Source organism: Pseudoflavonifractor sp. An176 (genome assembly GCF_002160435.1).
In the GTDB taxonomy this organism is placed as follows: Bacteria; Bacillota; Clostridia; order Oscillospirales; family Oscillospiraceae; genus Enterenecus; species Enterenecus faecium.
In genome coordinates this window covers 1-17,833 of sequence record NZ_NFKO01000004.1, presented here as the reverse complement: position 1 = coordinate 17,833, position 17,833 = coordinate 1, and the positions used below count along the sequence as shown (strand labels likewise).

Here is a 17,833-nt window from a genome sequence, read left to right as displayed (position 1 = left end):
CAAACAAAATAGAACTCCCGCCGATGGTCAGTATTTCACCGCATCGGAGGACAGGGCAGGGTTGGACACGGTCCAGGTGCCCTCAATCCCAGCGGCTACCTCAGCCCACAACAGCCAAGTGGCCATGTCGGCGGTGCCCGCCTGATCGTCCCCGGGGGCGCTGTGGTAGAGCACCACCTGGTTTCCGGTGTCGGTTTGGCGGATGGAGTCGATTTCCACGTCCACAGAGCCGGAGGACACCGACTCGGTGACCACCACCAAGGCGTGGTCCTGGAAGTAGTCCTCGTCGTATTCCTTCAGCTCCTCATAGGCGGGCAGCTGATCCACGGAGGTGATGTAGTGCACCGAGCTCTCATTGCCATTGTAGGTGATGCGCAGCTTGCCCCGGGCCTCCTCGTCCACGGCGTCGCCGGGGATGGGGGCGAAGTCGTCGCCGCCAATGACGTTGCCCACCCCAGGGGTGCTGGTGGGCTGGCTGGAGGTGTTGGCGGAATCGGACACCGCCGTGCCGGGGGATGTGGTCTGGCTGGGCTGGGAACAGCCGGAGAGCAGCAGGCAGAGCACACACCCTGCGCTGAGTAGAGATTTCAAAGGAACCATGACAGCCTCCTGTAAAAATATGCATATGTATTCATTCAACCGATGTTTAATCTATCACTGGGGCCTACCCCTGTCAATCGTGTTCTGACAATTCATGGCCGATTCTTACAATTTTGTCCATTGTGCGCATAAAGTGTGGAGGATAACCAAAGAAAAAGGTCCATCGGAAACTTTCCGATGGACCTTGCAAGATAAAAATTTAGTATTTTATCACTTTATCAAAAAGAAGAGGGGCGATATGCCAAGATATGGGGGGAAGTGGGTATTTGGGCAAAAATACTATAGGAATGAATTTTTACAAAAAAGATGTCTTAATCGTCTATGTGACGCCTGAAACTTTGAAAGAGCTGTTTGTTGCAGCCTCTTTTATTTGGGAGCTTATCAGCACGTTTTATTTCGATTCATGGGCCAAAACGGCAGCGGTCCCACACATACCCCAATCAGAGCCGGGACCACCCAGCCCAGCCCCAGAGCGTACAGGGGCAGAAATTCTTTTGCCCACTGGGTGAACATGAAGGAAATCCCGGCGGTGTCCAGGGCGTGGATGAAGGAGGCGAGAAACGCCATGACCATGCCGCCAAGGAGGCGCTTCCCGTGCGGGGCATGGCAAACAGGGGGCCAATGAGTAAGTAAATACCTACGGAGAGGCACAGGGCGAATTTCTTGCTCACCAGGGACCCCAGATCACTCATGGAGGAGCCCACCAGCACCACGGCGATCATGCCCAAGATGGCGATGCCTGCGTCGGTGAGGATGAAGCCTGCCAGAGCGGCCAGGAAGTTGTCCCCGGCCAGCTGGCCCATGGCCGGGGGGAAGATCATGTTTCCCGCCCCGAAGAAGATGGCAAACAGGGTCAGGGAGACGGAGAGGAGTTGTTTGAGGTTGAGTTTTTTCATAAAATGGGGTTCCTTTTGCTTTCATATGGTATAAGTGAAAAAATTGTCATACAATTCAATATACCTGAGAAAGAAGCGTGGTTGGAATAAGTGAAGGACAGATTTAATAGAATTACTAAATTCCTACAAAATATTAGTAGAAAGCACTCCGATACAAAAGGGCTACTATTGTCATACGTGCGGATTCAACCTGTTTCTTTCAAAGAGTTGTAAATTCCTTATTTTTCACATTTTGTCCACTGCTTCTAGGATTACTTCTCCCTTAGACACTATTCTATCTATAGAAGAAGCAATCGTTTCTGTCATTAATAAATACTTTTCTAGTTCAGATGCGAGCATAGTAATCGCTCTATTTAATCTTCTTTCCATCCCCATGCTTCCACGCAAGACATCAATAAAATTTTCAATTTTTGTATCGGTATCATACATTGAGCTTTGCAAACCACCTAGTGCATCTATTGATGCTCTTAATTTTTCGGAATTATCCTGCTTTTTCGCATATTGGTTATCTAACAATGACAGATAACTATTTTCAACTATATTCCAGTATCCTGTGACGTTACTAACATGGTTTTTCAATTTACCCGCAAATATATCTACAGGTTCTGAAAGTTTGCGACAAATATTTCTAGCAAAACTTGCATTTATATTACCACTTTTATCTTTAACGCGTTGGATTTCATTTGAAGCTGCATTAATAGATGAATTCATGTCATTCATCTCAATGCCCATAGCAGTAATTTCATCTGTCATTTTTTGGGAATTTTCTTCAATATTTGCTATATGATCAAGAAACCCATCTTCTTCATAATCCTCGCTTACATCATTAATATCTGAACTATTTTCGTCAACATTTGTCTTCAAGTTGCTATGATCTGTTATCATCTCTTCGCTTTTGTAAAAACCAGGTATATAATCAGAAACCGGATTCCCATATTTTATACTGCCATCAATTGCGCCATATAGTAACTTTTTTAGTTCTTCTATCAATTTGGGTAATTTATTAAATTGCAAACTATATTCATTTGCACGATACGATTTTATATCAAACGGTAATTCAGCAAGATCTTGCGTAATAATAATTACTTTTTTGTTCATGGCATGAGCTAGTCCTAATTCATAAAAAACGTTAGGATTTAATCCTGTCAAATCAGCAATGATTACATCTGCTTGATAAATTCCCTCTACTATATCCTGAAGTATGTTTTGCTGGTTATCTAAATCTCCTGCATTTGTAAAATAAAAATCTTCTTCAAAACGTGTTTTCAATTCTTCATATAATGCTAAATAATCTTCATCAAAAGGTGTAATAACAAAAACTCTTGATTTATTTATCATTTTTACTTTCCTCCTTTATCCATATCTAATAAAGAATAACGTCTTGTTTTTTTTAAACTTTCAAACCACCCTTCTATGTATTACTTTTTCATTTAGAGCATTTGTGGGATAAAAGAACCACCGACTCAATATGCGCCGTTCTCGGGAACAAATCCACAGCCTCCGCCCGCTGGGCCACATAGCCCAGAGCGGCAAACCGCTTCAAATCCCGGCCCAGGGTGGCGGGGTCACAGGATACATACACCACCCGGGGGGGCGCCATGCGGGCGATGGTGTCCACCACGTCGGGGGCCAACCCCTTCCGAGGCGGGTCCACCACGATGACATCGGGGGTGATGCCCTCCTGCTCCAGCTGGAGGGCCAGCTGGGAGGCGTCGCCGCACAGAAAACGGGTCTTGTCCGCCAAACCGTTGCGGAGGGCGTTCTCCTTGGCGTCCTCAATGGCCTGGGGCACCACTTCCACCCCGATGACATTTGCGGCGTGTTCCGCCATGGTCAGGGAGATGGTGCCGATGCCGCAGTACAGGTCCACCACCGTCTCGGTGCCCGTGAGGCCCGCAAACTCCACCGCCCGGCTGTATAACACCTGGGTCTGGGGCTGGTTGATCTGGAAGAAGGAGGGGACGGACAGCCGGAAGGTGTGGCCGCACAGGGTCTCTTCCAGCCAGTCCTGGCCCCACAGGGTGTGGTACTCGGTGCCCAAAATTACGTTGGTTTTCTTGGTGTTTACCGACAAAACCACCCCAACGAGAGCGGGCACGGCGGCCTTCAACGCCTCCACCAGTTCGGGAGCGTGGGGCAGTTTTTTCCCATTGATAATAAGGCAGCACAGCACTTCCCCGGCCTGATTGGTGCGCAGATACAGGTGGCGCACCAGCCCCTTTCCCGTCTTTTCCTGGTAGGGGGGGATGTGGTACTGTTTCATCCAGTCCGCCACCACCTGGCGGCACAGGCTGTCCACCTGGGGCTGGAGGTGGCAGTGGGGAATGTCAATGACCTGGTGGGTGCGGGAGCGGTAGTAGCCGATGCCGTCCCCGCTCACCGGGAATTGTACCTTGTTGCGGTAGCCCTGGGTGTTTTCTGCCCCGTGGATGGCGGACACAGGCAAATCCAGACCGCCCAGGCGGCGGAGCGCGTCCTCCACCCGCTGGCGCTTGGCGTTCAACTCCTCCTCATAGGTCATGTGACGGAACTGACAGCCACCGCACTGGCGGTAGTGGGGGCAGTCCGGCTCTACCCGGGCGGGGGATGGGGTGCGCAGGGTGGCGATGTGGGCCCAGGCGGCGTTGTGGCCCACGTGCTCGATGCATGCGTCCGCCTCTTCGCCCCGGACCGCCCCGTGGACAAAGACCACCATGCCGTCAATGCGGGCCACGCCGGTGCCGTCGCTGGCATAGCTTTCAATATGGGCGGGGTAAATCTTCTCTTCTTGCAGTGCCATGGCGGTCATCTCCCTTCTGCGGCGGCCTGGGCCGCCTGCTGCTTGTGCAGCTTGTGGAGCTGCTTTTTCCGGCGGTTGGAGAAGCGGTCCTCCTCGCTGTAAATGCAGCCACAGTATTTTTGCATATACAGGCCCAACGCCCGGGCCTGCTCCTGTCCGTCCTTAAACCGGGGGCGGAAGTCGTAGGGCAGAAAGTCCACCCCGTACTTTTTGCCCACCTTTTCCCCAATCTCGCACATTAGCTCCCGGTTTTGATAGGGAGAGATGAGCAGGGTGGAGGTGAAGGCGGAAAAGCCCCGCTCGGCCGCGGTTTTGGCGGTCTCCTCAAAGCGGCGGGCGTAGCACCAGGAGCACCGGGCGTCCGAGTTGGCGGCCACGGCGGCGGTGAACTCCCGCAGACCGTAGTCGTCCAGCTCCACCAGGGGCAAATCAATGTCCTGGGCGTACTGGCGCAGGGTGTCCCGGCGGGCCTTGTACTCCAGGAAGGGGTGAATGTTGGGGTTGTACCAGAATCCGGTGGGGGCGTGGCCCCCCTCCCGGAGCTGCTGAATACAGGCCACCGAACAGGGGGCACAGCAGATGTGAAGAAAAATATTCATAGTCGCTCCTTTAAGCCCATGGCAGTGGGATGAATGGGCCTTTTTGACGTGTTTTCTGTCATTATACCATGTCCCTTCTCACCCCGCAACAAAGCGGACAGGGCAGAAGGGCAGGGCTTCCCAGAAACATACATTTACTTTTGCATGCAAAAGTGTTAGGATAGAGTTACCCGAAATTTGTGGAAGAAACACGAGTGCGGACAACCAGGCCCGCCGACGGTAAGCGGAGCCCAACAGAGGAGGAGATAACATGCGGTTTTGTGAGTATTGCGGTGCACCCCTGGAGGATGGGCAGCTGTGCACCTGCCCTCAGGCCCAGCAACAGCAGCAGGAGCCACCCACGACCCAGCCGGAGAGCGCTCCGGTGGAGCAAACCCCGCCCCAGCAGCCCGCCACCCCGCCGGAAGAGCAGGGGTACAGCTACGGACAGTCCCAGGGCGACCAGACAACCCCCGAAGAGCAGCAGCCGGAGCCCATGAGCCAGCCGTCGGAACCCAGCGGCCAACCGCCGGAGTACAACTACCAGCAGCCGGGAGCTGACACCCAGCAGAATAGCTATGGGTATCAACAGCAGCCCTCTGGGTACGACTATCAACAGCCCGGACCGCAGCAGCAGTCTGGCTATGGCTATCAGCAGCAGCCCGGCGGATATGGCTACCAGCCCCAGGGCGGGCAGGGCCAGCCGGGGAGCCAGAACGCCCAGCAGTTCGCCCAGATGGGCCGACAGGTGCGGGACACCACCGTCCACGCGGCCAAGAGCCTGAAACCCTTCTTTGCCCAGTATTGGGCTTCCCCCGTCCAGGCCATCCGCACCGCCGTGGCAGAGAAGAACCTCACCGTGGCGGTGACCCTCTCGGTAATCCGGGTGGTGGTGGTCATCGCCCTGCTGTGGAATGTGGTGGGCCAGGTGGCTGGCAGCATCCGCAGCACAATCGGGCCTTTGAGCAGCCTGGGCAATCTGATGGGCAGCAGCTCCGTTATGACCGTGCGGGGCAACCCCCTGGGCAGCATCCTGTTTGGCCTCATCATTGCAGTGGTGGGCATGGCCCTGTTTACTCTGGTGCTCTTTGCTCTCACCCGCATCTTTAAAAGCGGCGGCAGCATTCTGGACATGTACATCGCCAACAGCGCCAACGGCGGCGTGACCACTGTGGTGCTGTTTTTGGCCTTTGTGTGCGCCTTCTTCTCCCTGAATGTGGCCGTGGGCCTGGTGGTTCTGGCCTGCTTCACAGCGGTGGTGTGCGGCAGCTTGTCTGCCCAAGCGGTGTGCGGCGACCAGAGCAGCGGAATGTTCTGGCTGTGCTACCTGGGCGGTATGCTGGTGATCCTGGCGGTGAGCTGGTGGATTGTTCCCCCCTGTGTGATTCAGACGGTGGGCGGCATCACCCTGACCTTGGATGGCAGTAGTATCACCATCCGGGAGTTCCTGGAGAGATTCCTGTCCAACGGGCTGGCTGGCCTGTTCTCTCAGTTGTTCTACTAATTGTGGTTTGTTCTTCGCCGAGCCAAGAGGTGATGGGCAATTGGCAAGAATCATTGACGGCAAAGCCATGAATCTGGTAGGGGACAAAGTGAAAGAATTGCGACTTGCCAGAGGCATGAGCCAGCAGGCGGTTTCCAATCAATTGGAGACCATGGCCATTTATGTGTGCCGTGGGTCCATCTCACGCATTGAGGACAAGACTCGGACGGTGACAGACATTGAGTTATATGGTCTATCCCGAGTGTTGGGCGTGAAGATGGAAGAACTGGTTCAAGTACCAGAATGATATTGTTTTATGAGCGAAAAAAGTCAGTGATAACCGCCATCCCGGCGGTTATCACTGACTTTTTTTAATACACTGCTATGTGTGGTTAGGACTTTTTACCCTTCTGGGCCTTCATGCGCTGCTCGTGGTTGAGGATGCGCTTGCGCAGACGCAGGTTCTCGGGGGTGACCTCCAGAATCTCGTCGTCGGCCAGGAACTCCAGGCACTGCTCCAGGGAGAGAATGCGGGGGGGCACCAGGCGCAGGGCCTCGTCGGAACCGGAGGCACGCATGTTGGTCAGCTGCTTTTTGCGGCAGACGTTGACGGTGATGTCCTCCATCTTGGGGCACACGCCCACCACCATGCCCTCGTACACGGGCACGCCGGCGCCGATGAACAGAGCGCCACGGTCCTGGGCGGAGAACAGGCCGTAGGCCACGGACTCGCCAGTCTCGTGGGCCACCAGGGAACCGGTGTTGCGGCGCTGAATCTCGCCCTTGTAGGGCACGTACTTCTCAAAGACGGAGGCCATGATGCCCTCGCCCTTGGTGTCGGTCAAGAACTCGTTGCGGTAGCCGAACAGGCCACGGGAGGGGACCAGGAACTCCAGCTTCATGCGGCTGCCCACGGGGGTCATGGAGAGGAACTCAGCCTTGCGGGCGCCCAGCTTCTCCATGACGGCGCCCACGTTGTCGGCGGGCACGTCGGTGACCACACGCTCCACGGGCTCGCACTTGACCCCGTCGATCTCCTGATAGAGCACACGGGGGGGAGAGACCTGGAACTCGTAGCCTTCCCGGCGCATGGTCTCAATGAGGATGGACAGGGACATCTCGCCACGGCCAGCCACGTTGAAGGAGTCGGTGGAGTTCTCCACCTCGGTCACCCGCAGGGACACGTCCTTGAGGGTCTCACGGAACAGGCGGTCCCGGAGCTGGCGGCTGGTGACGAACTTGCCCTCACGGCCAGCAAAGGGGGAGTCGTTGACGGAGAAGGTCATCTCCAGGGTGGGGGCGGAGATCTTCACAAACTCGATGGGCTCCACGGCGGAGGGGGCACAGATGGTGTCGCCGATGGTAATGTCGCCGATGCCGCTCATGGCGATGATCTCACCGGCGGCGGCCTCGGTGACGGGGGTGCGGGCCAGGCCGTCGAAGGTGTACAGGCTCACGGCCTTGGCCTTCTTGGACTCGTCGGGGTTGTGGTAGTTGCACACCACGATCTCCTGGTTCTGCTTGATGGTACCACGCTCAATGCGGCCGATGGCAATGCGGCCCACAAAGTCGTTGTAGTCGATGGAGGAGACCAGCATCTGGAAGGGAGCCTCGGTATCACACTCGGGGGCGGGAATGTACTCCAGAATGGTCTCGAACAGGGGCACCAGGTCGGTGCCCACCACGTCGGGGGAGTAGGAGGCGGTGCCCTGACGGCCGGAGCAGAAGAGGGTGGGGGAGTCCAGCTGCTCGTCGGTGGCGTCCAGGTCCATCAGCAGCTCCAGCACCTCGTCCACCACCTCGTGGATGCGCTGGTCGGGGCGGTCGATCTTGTTGACCACCACGATCACCCGGTGGCCCAGCTCCAGGGCACGGGAGAGCACGAAGCGGGTCTGAGGCATGGGGCCCTCGGCGGCGTCCACCAGCAGGATGACGCCGTTGACCATTTTCAGAATACGCTCCACCTCGCCGCCGAAGTCGGCGTGGCCCGGGGTATCTACGATGTTGATTTTGGTATCCTTATAGTGGACGGCGGTATTCTTGGCCAGAATGGTGATGCCGCGCTCACGCTCCAGGTCGTTGGAGTCCATGACACGCTCCACCGTGGCCTGATTCTCCCGGTAGATGCCGCCCTGCTTGAGCATCTCGTCCACCAGGGTGGTTTTGCCGTGGTCAACGTGGGCAATGATGGCTACGTTTCTCAATTTCTCGTTTCGCATCTCTCGTTCTCCTTATTGTCTGGCTGTTTTGCACAGCCCATAAACTACCATGGGAATGTGGACACAATTCCCACATCCGATCAAAACACAGTCACTTATTATATCCCGAAATGTGTTGGATTGCAACGGCAGAAGGGGAGAAAAACCCGCCCGTTTCCAGAAAAGTTCTTGTGCCGCATTGACAGTATCGGTGGAATTGGGTAGAATATACCAAGTGGTCATGGGCCGCCGGACAATTTGATATGCCTCCGTAGTTAAATGGATATAACAAGCCCCTCCTAAGGGTTAGTTGTGAGTTCGATTCTCGCCGGGGGTGCCAAAACAACCGCTGTAAGCCGTTTTTTCGCTGGTTTACAGCGGTTTTTGTTTTAAAGAAAAAGCGTATAGCAAAGGGGGAGTTTCTATTCAATTTTGTTGTATGTTTGCTAATTGGATTTGAACGGTTTACACGCACTTGCTAAGAAAAATCGCGTCCCTGCTAATTCGATTTTTCGGACTCATTTGCTGCCGGGTGTTGCGGAGAGCAGCGCCGCCAGAGTATTTGCCAGTTCCGGCGACTTGCGAAGCTGTTCCACCAGGGCCTCCAAATCCAATGCGGCGGGTGCCGGTTCCTTTTTTTCTTCTGGGGGACGAACCGAACGCAAGTCGGGATTTGCGTAGAAGGCACTCTCAAACTTCTGGGCGTTGATCTTATCCATATCCGGGTTTTCCGTATCTGGACAAGCCGTATCCGGCTCGTCCTCACACGGCTGGCCCGTGTCCGGGGGATGAGGCGTCTCGTAGATGACATACTCCACATCCACGATCTTGCCCTTGCTGTCCCGCAGCCGATTGCGGACTATGTATCCGGCGTGCTCCAGTTCCTTCAGAGCTGATCCAATGCTGTCCGTGCCCTCCTTGCAGATTTTGGCCAGGCCCCTGGTGGTGTAGTTCCAGTCCTCCGGTAAGGACAGCATCATGGAGAGCAGCCCTTTGGATTTCAGCGACAGCCCCGCATTCCGCAGGTGGTGGTTGGACATCACCGTGTAGTCACGGGTTTTCTCAATGCGAAATACCGCCATGGTATCACCTCCTTTCAGCGGTCTAAGAAAGTGTTCGTTTTTGGGAAAATACGGTCTCTACGCTGGCCGGATACACCGGAGGGGGAAGCCTATAGGCGGCGGTTTTCTCGCTGATTATGGATGGAAAACATGGTGCTTTGGACTCATTTAGGGGAATTTCTAGGCATGAAAAACGCCATAGGTATAGTTCCTACAGCGTTTTTTATGAAATATATCTCTTTTGGGTAGAATTTCAGAAAGGGCAATTACTAATGGAAATATTGGTTATGTAAATAGAGTTGTCCTATTTTTAAATCAAATTGTGACATGAATTCTTTCCTGTAGTCATTTACAGGATGCCGTATACAGTGATTATCATCTGTTAATCCTAGTAGCAAAATTTAGCCTTTTTCCCTGCTGCAAATACCTGAGAATCGTTGATTTGAAAGATTGTTTTTAGTATTTGAGGCCCTCCTCAAGTTCACTTTACTGCCGGCCAAATTATAGAAGCAGACCGCTTAACATGATATGAACTTATTGGATTTTATTGCAAATGATTCAACAAATTCTTTTATTGTCAGAAAACGCACTCTCTTTTGCAAAAATAAAATAATTTTATTAAGTGTCAATTTTTAAATCTTTATAATACATTTGTCTTGAGATTTTTCCTTCAATCTTTTCCCTATACTCTCTTTTATGTGTTCCTACATGTGAAAGATCAATATTAAAATAACTTGCATCTGATTTGGGAAGGCCGTATTTAATTATAATCTCCCTTGTTTCTGCTCCCTTTTTAGGAAGTATAAATTTCATCGTTTTAGTTAGAGAAAAATCGCGTTTTGCTGTGTCTTGACCATCTCTAAATGTAGTTTTATATAAAGAGTATTGCCGATCAAAAACTCGGAAAATGTTTTGGACAATAATTTCAATGTCTTCCACATTTTCAAGACTAATTTTTTCTTGTACATCTATTTCATCACATGAAAATTTTTCAATTTCAAGTGAAATAGAATCTTCTTTTAACCCTGTGTAAAGCTCGTTCCATGTTCTTCGTCCCCATTCTTGAAATTCGTCGCATAGAAACAGCAAACTGGAAAAAGTAGTGATATGTATATTATATGCATCAGGGCATGTATGCGCGGCAATTGCTCGCAAAATTTCACGTCTTATATAGAATTGTCTTGCATCTTCATTTTTGTAAACATAGTCATCATTTAAATTAAAATCAGACTCCAGAAAATAGAGCAACATTTTATATATAATAATTGTGCTGATAATGCCATGTTGAAAACTTTCTAGGGATTTTGCATATTTGAGATAATATTTGGGCTGAATTCGACCCAAGTATTCTTTTTCGTCAGTTGTATCTGTTTTCTCTTCATGCAGATCTGCTTTTTCAACAGGCGATTTTTCCTTCATCTTTGTGCTTATAAATTTCAGGACATATTCATTAATGCTATCTTGCGTACCGCTATAACCAAAATTATTCCAAACATTGGGGCTTGGCACAAATTCTCTCATCATTTTGCGTGTTTTGTCAAGAATTTGCTCTGCTTTCTCAAGCGGATAGCCTAAATCATGGCAAAGAGCCGTTATAGTCCACATACTAATATATTCAAAGAAATCGATTTTACTTGGTGGGTTGGCTCCACCATCAAGGCCTAGTTTTGTAATAAATGTTTCTTCTGTATTTATCTTTTTTAACAAGCAAAACACGCCCAATAGCCAGACACGAATGGCATGAAAAACATGATCTCTATAATATGCACTTGACCCGTACATGAGGCTTTCAAATTCCGTGTACCTTAGGTGATATTCTTCCAGCTTATCTATTCCATAAGCTACAATAGCCTTATTAGGATTATTCAAGAATGGTTCTCTAATATCAAAATAGCGAAGACATATTATTGATTTATTTAGCAATGAACGCCATAAATCATCTAGTTTTCTGGCTTTAGAATATGAAATAGCGTTCTCTTGGTCAGATAAAAGCTTTTTTAGTGCTCCATCTGACCCAACGATATCTTCGTCCAGAGGAAATGCAAAATCGTCAGGTAATGCTTTGCCTTCTTCTTTAAGCTTTTCTTGCAATTTATTGTACTCATTTTGTGCAGTGTTACGAATATCACCACACATTTCCTCAATCAATGTTCGATCATTAATTTCGTAGCTCATTTTAACGCCCCATTTCTTTTAAATGTTTCTGCACAGGACAATTTTCACAGTCAATTTGACAGTCTTCGTAACTTTCTACAAGCTTAATACTTTGCTTTAAGTATTCTGAGTTTTTATATATTTGCTCCACATCTTTTTCTAAAATATTGTCAGGTAAAACAGGGGCTCCATGTTCATCATAGAATGTAATATATTTAAATGCTTCGCATCCGAAAACTGACCCATCAAATTTAATATATAATTTTTCTTTCACCGCGTGACAAGGCGGCGTACGTCCTTGAATTGACAACGGCAGCCCAAGTCGTATTGATTTTCCTTTAGTTTGTAAGTCGACTAAGCGAGAACACAATTTGCTCAAGTCAACATCATTTATCATTATACTTTGAGCATTTTTACGGGCGCGACCATGAGGTACTAATTTCAAAAAATTCACCTGTTCTATACCCATCTGCTCAGCAAATCGGATCACATCTACGGCGTCATCTGCATTTTGTCTCATGGGAACAAAATGAATTTCCGTTCGAATTCCGCATTTGATTGCATTGGAGATACTTTCACGCAGTAGGGGGAAATGGCCTTTGCTCTGTGTAATTAAATCATAAGTGTTTTCGTTTGCCGACTGAAGATTAAAAAGCAAAGATCGTAATCCAACTTTTTTCATTGTCGAGAGCAAATCAAGAGATAGTGGTTTAACTTCTCCTGCATCTTTTACAATTCCGCAGGAATATATATCAACAATAATATTAGAATCAGATATTTGCTTAACGATCTCAACAATGTCAGGGTGCAAAAAAGGCTCGCCACCAGAAAGACATACTCTTTCGACTTTTAGCCGATGTAAACCCTGAATAACACGGCGCAGCGTATCCAGTTGCAGCATCATCGTGCAGTCCTCAGTTGAACAAGAAGAGCAATGGATACAGCGGTTTACACACTTCTGAGTAATCTCAATAGAGACATCTTTTATCATCACTTGCCCTCCTTTGAGCTGCCATCGACCAGTTTCATCTTTTCTAGCATTTCAAGATATAGCTTATGTGGAAGTATAGCAACATACGGTTCGCTATTTTTGATAACACAGATTGCTGCGTTTTTGTCATGTGCCTCTTTGAACACCTTTGCTGATTGCCCCCTATTGAAAATCTGAGCTTTATATGTCTTTAGGTATTCAAAAAGCATAGCAACATCACCTCTTATCTGCGGTATATCTATATTATACCCCAAAAGTAATTACTTTTCAACATTTTTTTATAATTATAAATGTAATTACTTTTGTAATTATAATTTAAATTATAAAAAAGTACCACAAGGCATCTACCTGTGGTACTCTAATTGCTTATTCACTTACGTTGTAAGATCCTTCCATCTTCAGCCAATCCTCAAAGGACTTCCTGGAGATGCGGATCATGTTGCCGATGCGGATTGTCTTGAACGCTCCGGAGTTGGCGAGCTTATAGGCCGTAGCGCGGCCGATACCGAGAATGGCTGCGATGTCATTCACGGTGTATGCTCTGCTTTGGGGCGTCCCTTTTTCGTTGGTGCTCATAAAATGATCCTCCCTGCTAATAGCATTTTGAAATGGCCCCTGAAAGCCCTCTGTCACAAGGGGTTCCTGCTAATACCTTGCTAATACGACATTTGAAAAGCCGTTGTAAGGCAGCATATTTCAGGGGAATTTGTGCAAATTGACCTGCCTCCAGGCAGCACAATTTGCGAAGAAACAACACGGGAAGATATGATATGTACAAATTACGAAATGGTACGCCGTACTCCTAAGGGTTAGTTGTGAGTTCGATTCTCGCCGGGGGTTTGCTTATTGTAGATACATGTAAAGAGTTGTGGTAAAATAAACTAAATTGTCATCCGAAGAATATTTTAACAATAAAGATGCAACTTTAAAAGAAACTAGGTGAGAGAATGTTTATTGAATTTGACAATTTGATTCTTCGATTTCGTGATTTGGTAACAGAAGAGCATGGAACAATTGAACGGCATCAATCTGTTATTACACAATGTGGATATGTGTGGTGGGGATGGTGGAAAAAGGGAAATGAAACCACGCCATTTGTAGAATTTAGTGTCTGGAAATCAAAAGCTGAAAGTGATCCAATTGATCTGTTCCTTGTGGATTCTGGACAAAATTTGGTGTATAAAGCTAAGTGCACAGGACTCCAATTAAGAGAGAATGATAAATTGAGTTCGCCTGAAAGAGATGCGACACCGAAATACTACCAAGATAAGCAGTGTTATGCCTGGTTCAAATTTACTAGTATTGACCTGTGTGATGAGGCAGAATTAAAAAAGTATTCGTACGTTCACAGTCCTTCTTTATTTATAGATAAAAATGTCGATTATAGTAAATTTGAAAATAAGAAGATTTATTCGATTGCTGAGCTGATTCAACAAAATCGAACAGTATGGTTTGTGAGGAATGCATTGGACACGGATCCTGATAACGAGATTATTTTGCTGAATTCCGAATTTGTACAACCCGCTCATTTTAGCACAAAGTACTATCAGTCATCGGGAAATACATTGCTCTGGCTTTCGGATTTGCATTTATCTGATACGGAATTTAAAGTAAATAGGGGAGGAATTAGTCAAACTTTGGCTGAACACATATATCAACGGCTGAAGACTGAGAATGAGGAAACAGAGGAAACAAAGATTATTGCCGGAACGGTGATATCAGGTGATATTACCTCGTGCGCAAACCCTGAAGGCTTCACACAGGCAAAAAATTTAGTAAGAGATTTGAGTAATGAGTTTTTAGAGCCTATTTCTTCTGAGAATTTTATAATTTGCCCCGGAAATCATGATTTTGTTAGAGAAGAAGAAGAATTAGAAAACGGTGAAGAGCCAGCGTTTATCTATGATAAAATGGATAATGCAAGAAGCTATGCAGACTTCTATAAATCTATATATAATATAGCACCTAATAAATACTTTGCCATGGGAAGAAAAATACTGCTTTCTTCTGGACATATGTTGGAAATAGCGGCACTGAATAGCTTGATGCTGCAACAATATTTGAATTTTCAGGGACATGGTTATTTATCTCAAAATCAGTTGAATTTTGTTGCAGAAAAGATGGGATGGAACGATACGAAAAACGAGAATGCAATTCGTATTGTTGTAATGCATCACCATTATTTACCTACTTGCTATACAGAAAAGATTAATGCGACTTATGCAAGTAGTGCTGTGTATGATGCGGATAGACTCATGAATTGGCTTGTGCAATGTAACGTAAAACTTCTCTTACACGGACACAAGCATAAGGCGTTTATTTCACAAATAAATTATCCTCAAAATCCGCAGATTCACGTTGTTGCTGAATGTATGCACAACATTGTTGTGGCGGGAATGGGTGGTACTGGAGCCAAAGGCGTCCAAAACAAGTTTGCTACGATTCAATTTAGAGGCAACAAGGTAGCTATTTCTTTTCACAATATATATAGTGATGAGTCTGAGCGGGACTGTTTGGCCCAAAAAATAGAGTTGCCCTTATAAATAGAAGGTGAGTATGTGATAAAACTTTTAATAACGGATTTAGATGATACATTATATTCATGGATAGGTTTTTTCGTGCCCGCTTTTTATGGAATGCTCGATGAATTATCTGTAATTTTAAATGAGCCACAACAAGTTTTGATTGATGAGTATAAGGAGATTCATCAAGAAAGAGGTAGTGTTGAGTACCCTTTTGCTACGTTGCGCTTACCATCGGTAAAGTCAGCATACCCTAATGCAACACAAAAAGAATTACGGGACATTTTAGATCCGGCATTTCACAAATTCAATTCTGTTCGAAAGCATACATTAAAGCTTTATCCAGAGGTAAAAGAAACATTGGAAAAGCTTATTGGTGTTGGAATAAAAATCGTAGGATATACTGAGTCTGCGGAAGAAAATGGATTTTATAGGTTGAAAAAACTAGGGATATCTGACTGTTTTCAAAGAGTATATGTGTCGGATAGTCAATATGAACGGCCTAAGAGTTTTCCGTCCGATGCAAAAACTCAAATTGTCCATGGACGTAAGCCTAATCCCCAATTAATAAAAGAAGTGTGTGAAAGTGAAAATGTAACAATTAATGAGACAATTTACCTTGGTGATAGCATGACAAAAGACATATACATGGCAAAAATGGCGGGCGTGACCTCGGTTTTGTGTCAATATCCTTACGATGAGAAGGTACAAGAAGACTTGTATTCAAAGCTGGTAGCTATATCACATTGGACTGATTCTGATTTCAAAAGAGAGTTGGCAATTAAAGAAACTTGTAAAAAGGAGAATATTCAGCCAGATTATAAAATTCGATCGTTTGATGAACTTTTTTCTATAATTCAATCAATAAATAATGCTAAACCCCAGCTGTAATTTTTTGCTCTGTTTCCTCATGTAGGAGGTGTGGATACCATGCACACGGAATTTCCAGAACGCTATATCACGTTAGGCTTAAAGATTGCGTACTACAGGAAAAAAGCAGGGCTGACCCAGGAACTTTTGGCGGAGCGGGTGGGCAAAAGCGTCAACTTCATTGCTCAGGTGGAGGGGACGGGGACTATCCGTGGCGTGTCTTTGGAGACTCTGTTCAAGATTGCCCAGGTGTTGGACATACCCCCGGCCAAATTGCTGGCGGACGATTGAGCACTGGGCTAGAATCAAACCACGAAAAAAACCAGCCCGGACGGCATACCATGAACCGCTCCCCGTCAAGAGGACAGTGAAAAAATATAAAGTTTTCCCGGCCAGTAGCCTATGTGCTGCTGGCCGCTTTTTATGCAGCGAGATACAGCTCGTGCTTCTCCATCGGCGTCAGCACGCCCAAGTTGCGCTGTACTCTCCTGGTGTTGTAGTAGTGGATATAGTGTTGAATCATCTGGACAAGTTCTTTCTTACTGGTAAATCGTCTGCCGTAGTAACGCTCCCGCTTTAAGATGCCCCAGAACCCTTCCATGGGGCCATTGTCAATGCAGTGGGCCACACGGGACATACTTTGTGTCATTCCTGCCTGCACAAGCTTGTGGTGGAAGGTTCGGTTGGTATACTGAAACCCTCTGTCGCTATGGAACAAGGGGTGAGCACCAGGATTGGCCTTCACAGCCTTGTCAAAGGTCTTGAATACAAGAGGATTGTCATTGCGATTCCCCAGCACAAAGGCCACAATGCGCCGGTCATAGAGATCCAGAATAGCGCTGAGATAGACCTTGTGTACTTCAGTTCCCTCATACCACTTAAACTCGGTCACATCGGTCAGCCATTTTTCATTCGGCTTTTCTGCATAGAATTGGCGATCCAACAGGTTTTCAGCTAGATACTGAGGATTCTTGGCCCGTCTGGTACAGCCGTGATTGCTGTACTTCACGGTAGAGCGAATATCTCTGGCCCGGCAAATGCGCAGCACTCTCTTGTCGTTGACGTGGATGCCGTAGTCGTGGCGCAAGTCATCGTTCAGCCTCCGATAGCCTTTGTCTGGGCTCTCGGAGTAGATTTTCTCGATCTTATCCGCCAGTTTCTCGTTCTCCGTAGCTCTGCGGCTCAACTTTCCAGAAGCCCATTTATGATAGGCAGAACGAGCGACATGGAGCAGTTTACACGCCACCTCAATGGGGTACCCCTGATTTTCATGGCACTCCTGAATGGCTTTATAAGTACGATGCTGCCTCACTTCTTCCAGGCCTCTCTCCTCTCGATCTCGTCCAATTTTTTTAGCAGTGCATTCTCCATTTCCGCCAGATATAGCTTGTGCTTGAGTTGCTCAATTTCAATTTGGGCTTTTTCCAGTTCGGTGCGCGGAGTTTGGTCTTTCTTCCGGCGGCCCCGCCGATCCTCCAATCCTGCCTCTCCCATCTGTTCAAACCGAAGAGTCCAACTCCGAACCTGTTGATAGCTAACCTGGTATTTCAAGGCCATTTCTCCGTAATTCTTTCCACTGGCAATGCAATCCTTAACAATTTGGATACGCTCTTCCTGCGTGGTTTCCCGTCCTTGCTTCATGTAGCTTCCTCCTCCTGAGTGTTTTACGGAGTTGAAATCTCCATGAGCATTATACACCTT

General features: G+C 47.8%; 17 protein-coding genes, 1 tRNA gene and 1 pseudogene. 6 read left to right on the top strand and 13 right to left on the bottom strand.

Features of this window, described 5'->3' with window-relative positions; translation table 11 throughout:
• Positions 1–27: 27 nt before the first annotated feature.
• From B5F12_RS03540 to B5F12_RS03520, 5 genes are all read right to left on the bottom strand, one after another.
• The gene (locus B5F12_RS03540) at positions 28–600 is read right to left on the bottom strand and encodes a hypothetical protein (protein WP_087230384.1); all 573 of its coding nucleotides are present in this window, start codon (positions 598–600) and stop codon (positions 28–30) included.
• A gap of 440 nt (positions 601–1,040) precedes the next feature.
• Positions 1,041–1,496 carry a branched-chain amino acid transport system II carrier protein gene (locus tag B5F12_RS03535; protein ID WP_087230382.1) on the bottom strand — a complete coding sequence of 152 codons (456 nt, stop codon included), beginning with the start codon at positions 1,494–1,496 and terminating at the stop codon, positions 1,041–1,043.
• A gap of 225 nt (positions 1,497–1,721) precedes the next feature.
• A complete protein-coding gene (locus tag B5F12_RS03530; RefSeq protein ID WP_087230379.1) occupies positions 1,722–2,834 on the bottom strand; it encodes a nucleoside 2-deoxyribosyltransferase in 1,113 nt (370 codons plus the stop codon).
• An 88-nt stretch (positions 2,835–2,922) separates the two neighbouring features.
• On the bottom strand, positions 2,923–4,275 hold the full coding sequence (gene rlmD / locus B5F12_RS03525) for a 23S rRNA (uracil(1939)-C(5))-methyltransferase RlmD (protein WP_087230743.1): 1,353 nt from the start codon (positions 4,273–4,275) through the stop codon (positions 2,923–2,925).
• A 5-nt stretch (positions 4,276–4,280) separates the two neighbouring features.
• Positions 4,281–4,874, bottom strand: coding sequence for an epoxyqueuosine reductase QueH (locus B5F12_RS03520; RefSeq protein WP_087230376.1), 594 nt, complete (start codon positions 4,872–4,874; stop codon positions 4,281–4,283).
• A gap of 250 nt (positions 4,875–5,124) precedes the next feature.
• On the opposite strand from B5F12_RS03520, the gene B5F12_RS03515 reads away from it, so the two are divergent.
• Both B5F12_RS03515 and B5F12_RS03510 read left to right on the top strand, forming a co-directional pair.
• Entirely contained in the window at positions 5,125–6,357 is a 1,233-nt protein-coding gene (locus B5F12_RS03515; protein WP_087230372.1) for a hypothetical protein, read from the top strand.
• A 40-nt stretch (positions 6,358–6,397) separates the two neighbouring features.
• Positions 6,398–6,643 (top strand): helix-turn-helix transcriptional regulator, encoded by a 246-nt coding sequence (locus tag B5F12_RS03510; protein ID WP_087230368.1) that lies wholly within the window; start codon positions 6,398–6,400, stop codon positions 6,641–6,643.
• 85 nt (positions 6,644–6,728) lie between these two features.
• Here the strand turns inward: B5F12_RS03510 and typA are convergent, their stop codons facing one another.
• The gene (gene typA, locus B5F12_RS03505) at positions 6,729–8,555 is read right to left on the bottom strand and encodes a translational GTPase TypA (protein ID WP_087230365.1); all 1,827 of its coding nucleotides are present in this window, start codon (positions 8,553–8,555) and stop codon (positions 6,729–6,731) included.
• 244 nt (positions 8,556–8,799) lie between these two features.
• Between typA and B5F12_RS03500 the strand changes: the two genes are divergently transcribed.
• Positions 8,800–8,874: transfer RNA gene (locus B5F12_RS03500), tRNA-Arg, on the top strand.
• A gap of 355 nt (positions 8,875–9,229) precedes the next feature.
• Here B5F12_RS03500 and B5F12_RS03495 read toward each other — a convergent pair.
• The 5 genes and pseudogenes from B5F12_RS03495 to B5F12_RS03475 all read right to left on the bottom strand — a co-directional run.
• Positions 9,230–9,616, bottom strand: a pseudogene (locus B5F12_RS03495) (helix-turn-helix domain-containing protein); the annotation flags it as partial.
• A gap of 597 nt (positions 9,617–10,213) precedes the next feature.
• Complete coding sequence (locus B5F12_RS03490; RefSeq protein ID WP_087230361.1) at positions 10,214–11,770, bottom strand: hypothetical protein; 1,557 nt, start codon at positions 11,768–11,770, stop codon at positions 10,214–10,216.
• Between the two features lies 1 nt (position 11,771).
• Complete coding sequence (locus B5F12_RS03485) at positions 11,772–12,740, bottom strand: radical SAM protein (RefSeq protein ID WP_087230358.1); 969 nt, start codon at positions 12,738–12,740, stop codon at positions 11,772–11,774.
• The gene (locus tag B5F12_RS03480; RefSeq protein ID WP_087188896.1) at positions 12,740–12,949 is read right to left on the bottom strand and encodes a hypothetical protein; all 210 of its coding nucleotides are present in this window, start codon (positions 12,947–12,949) and stop codon (positions 12,740–12,742) included. Before B5F12_RS03480 ends, B5F12_RS03485 begins: the two co-directional genes overlap by 1 nt.
• A 157-nt stretch (positions 12,950–13,106) precedes the next feature.
• Positions 13,107–13,316, bottom strand: a complete 210-nt coding sequence (locus tag B5F12_RS03475) for a helix-turn-helix domain-containing protein (RefSeq protein ID WP_087230355.1) — start codon at positions 13,314–13,316, stop codon at positions 13,107–13,109.
• Positions 13,317–13,687: 371 nt separating this feature from the next.
• Here B5F12_RS03475 and B5F12_RS03470 point away from each other — a divergent pair, with 371 nt between their 5' ends.
• From B5F12_RS03470 to B5F12_RS03460, 3 genes are read left to right on the top strand one after another with little or no spacing between them, the layout of a single operon-like run.
• Positions 13,688–15,283 carry a metallophosphoesterase gene (locus tag B5F12_RS03470; protein WP_087230351.1) on the top strand — a complete coding sequence of 532 codons (1,596 nt, stop codon included), beginning with the start codon at positions 13,688–13,690 and terminating at the stop codon, positions 15,281–15,283.
• Between the two features lie 15 nt (positions 15,284–15,298).
• On the top strand, positions 15,299–16,153 hold the full coding sequence (locus tag B5F12_RS03465; RefSeq protein WP_158096734.1) for an HAD family hydrolase: 855 nt from the start codon (positions 15,299–15,301) through the stop codon (positions 16,151–16,153).
• 39 nt (positions 16,154–16,192) lie between these two features.
• Positions 16,193–16,423 (top strand): helix-turn-helix transcriptional regulator, encoded by a 231-nt coding sequence (locus tag B5F12_RS03460; protein WP_087230344.1) that lies wholly within the window; start codon positions 16,193–16,195, stop codon positions 16,421–16,423.
• 130 nt (positions 16,424–16,553) lie between these two features.
• Here the strand turns inward: B5F12_RS03460 and B5F12_RS03455 are convergent, their stop codons facing one another.
• Together B5F12_RS03455 and B5F12_RS03450 are read right to left on the bottom strand one after the other, a co-directional pair.
• Positions 16,554–17,444 (bottom strand): IS3 family transposase, encoded by an 891-nt coding sequence (locus tag B5F12_RS03455; RefSeq protein ID WP_242954880.1) that lies wholly within the window; start codon positions 17,442–17,444, stop codon positions 16,554–16,556.
• Positions 17,441–17,833 (bottom strand): helix-turn-helix domain-containing protein (locus B5F12_RS03450; protein ID WP_204221468.1); only part of this gene is annotated, 393 nt, incomplete at its 5' end. The genes B5F12_RS03455 and B5F12_RS03450, both read right to left, overlap by 4 nt.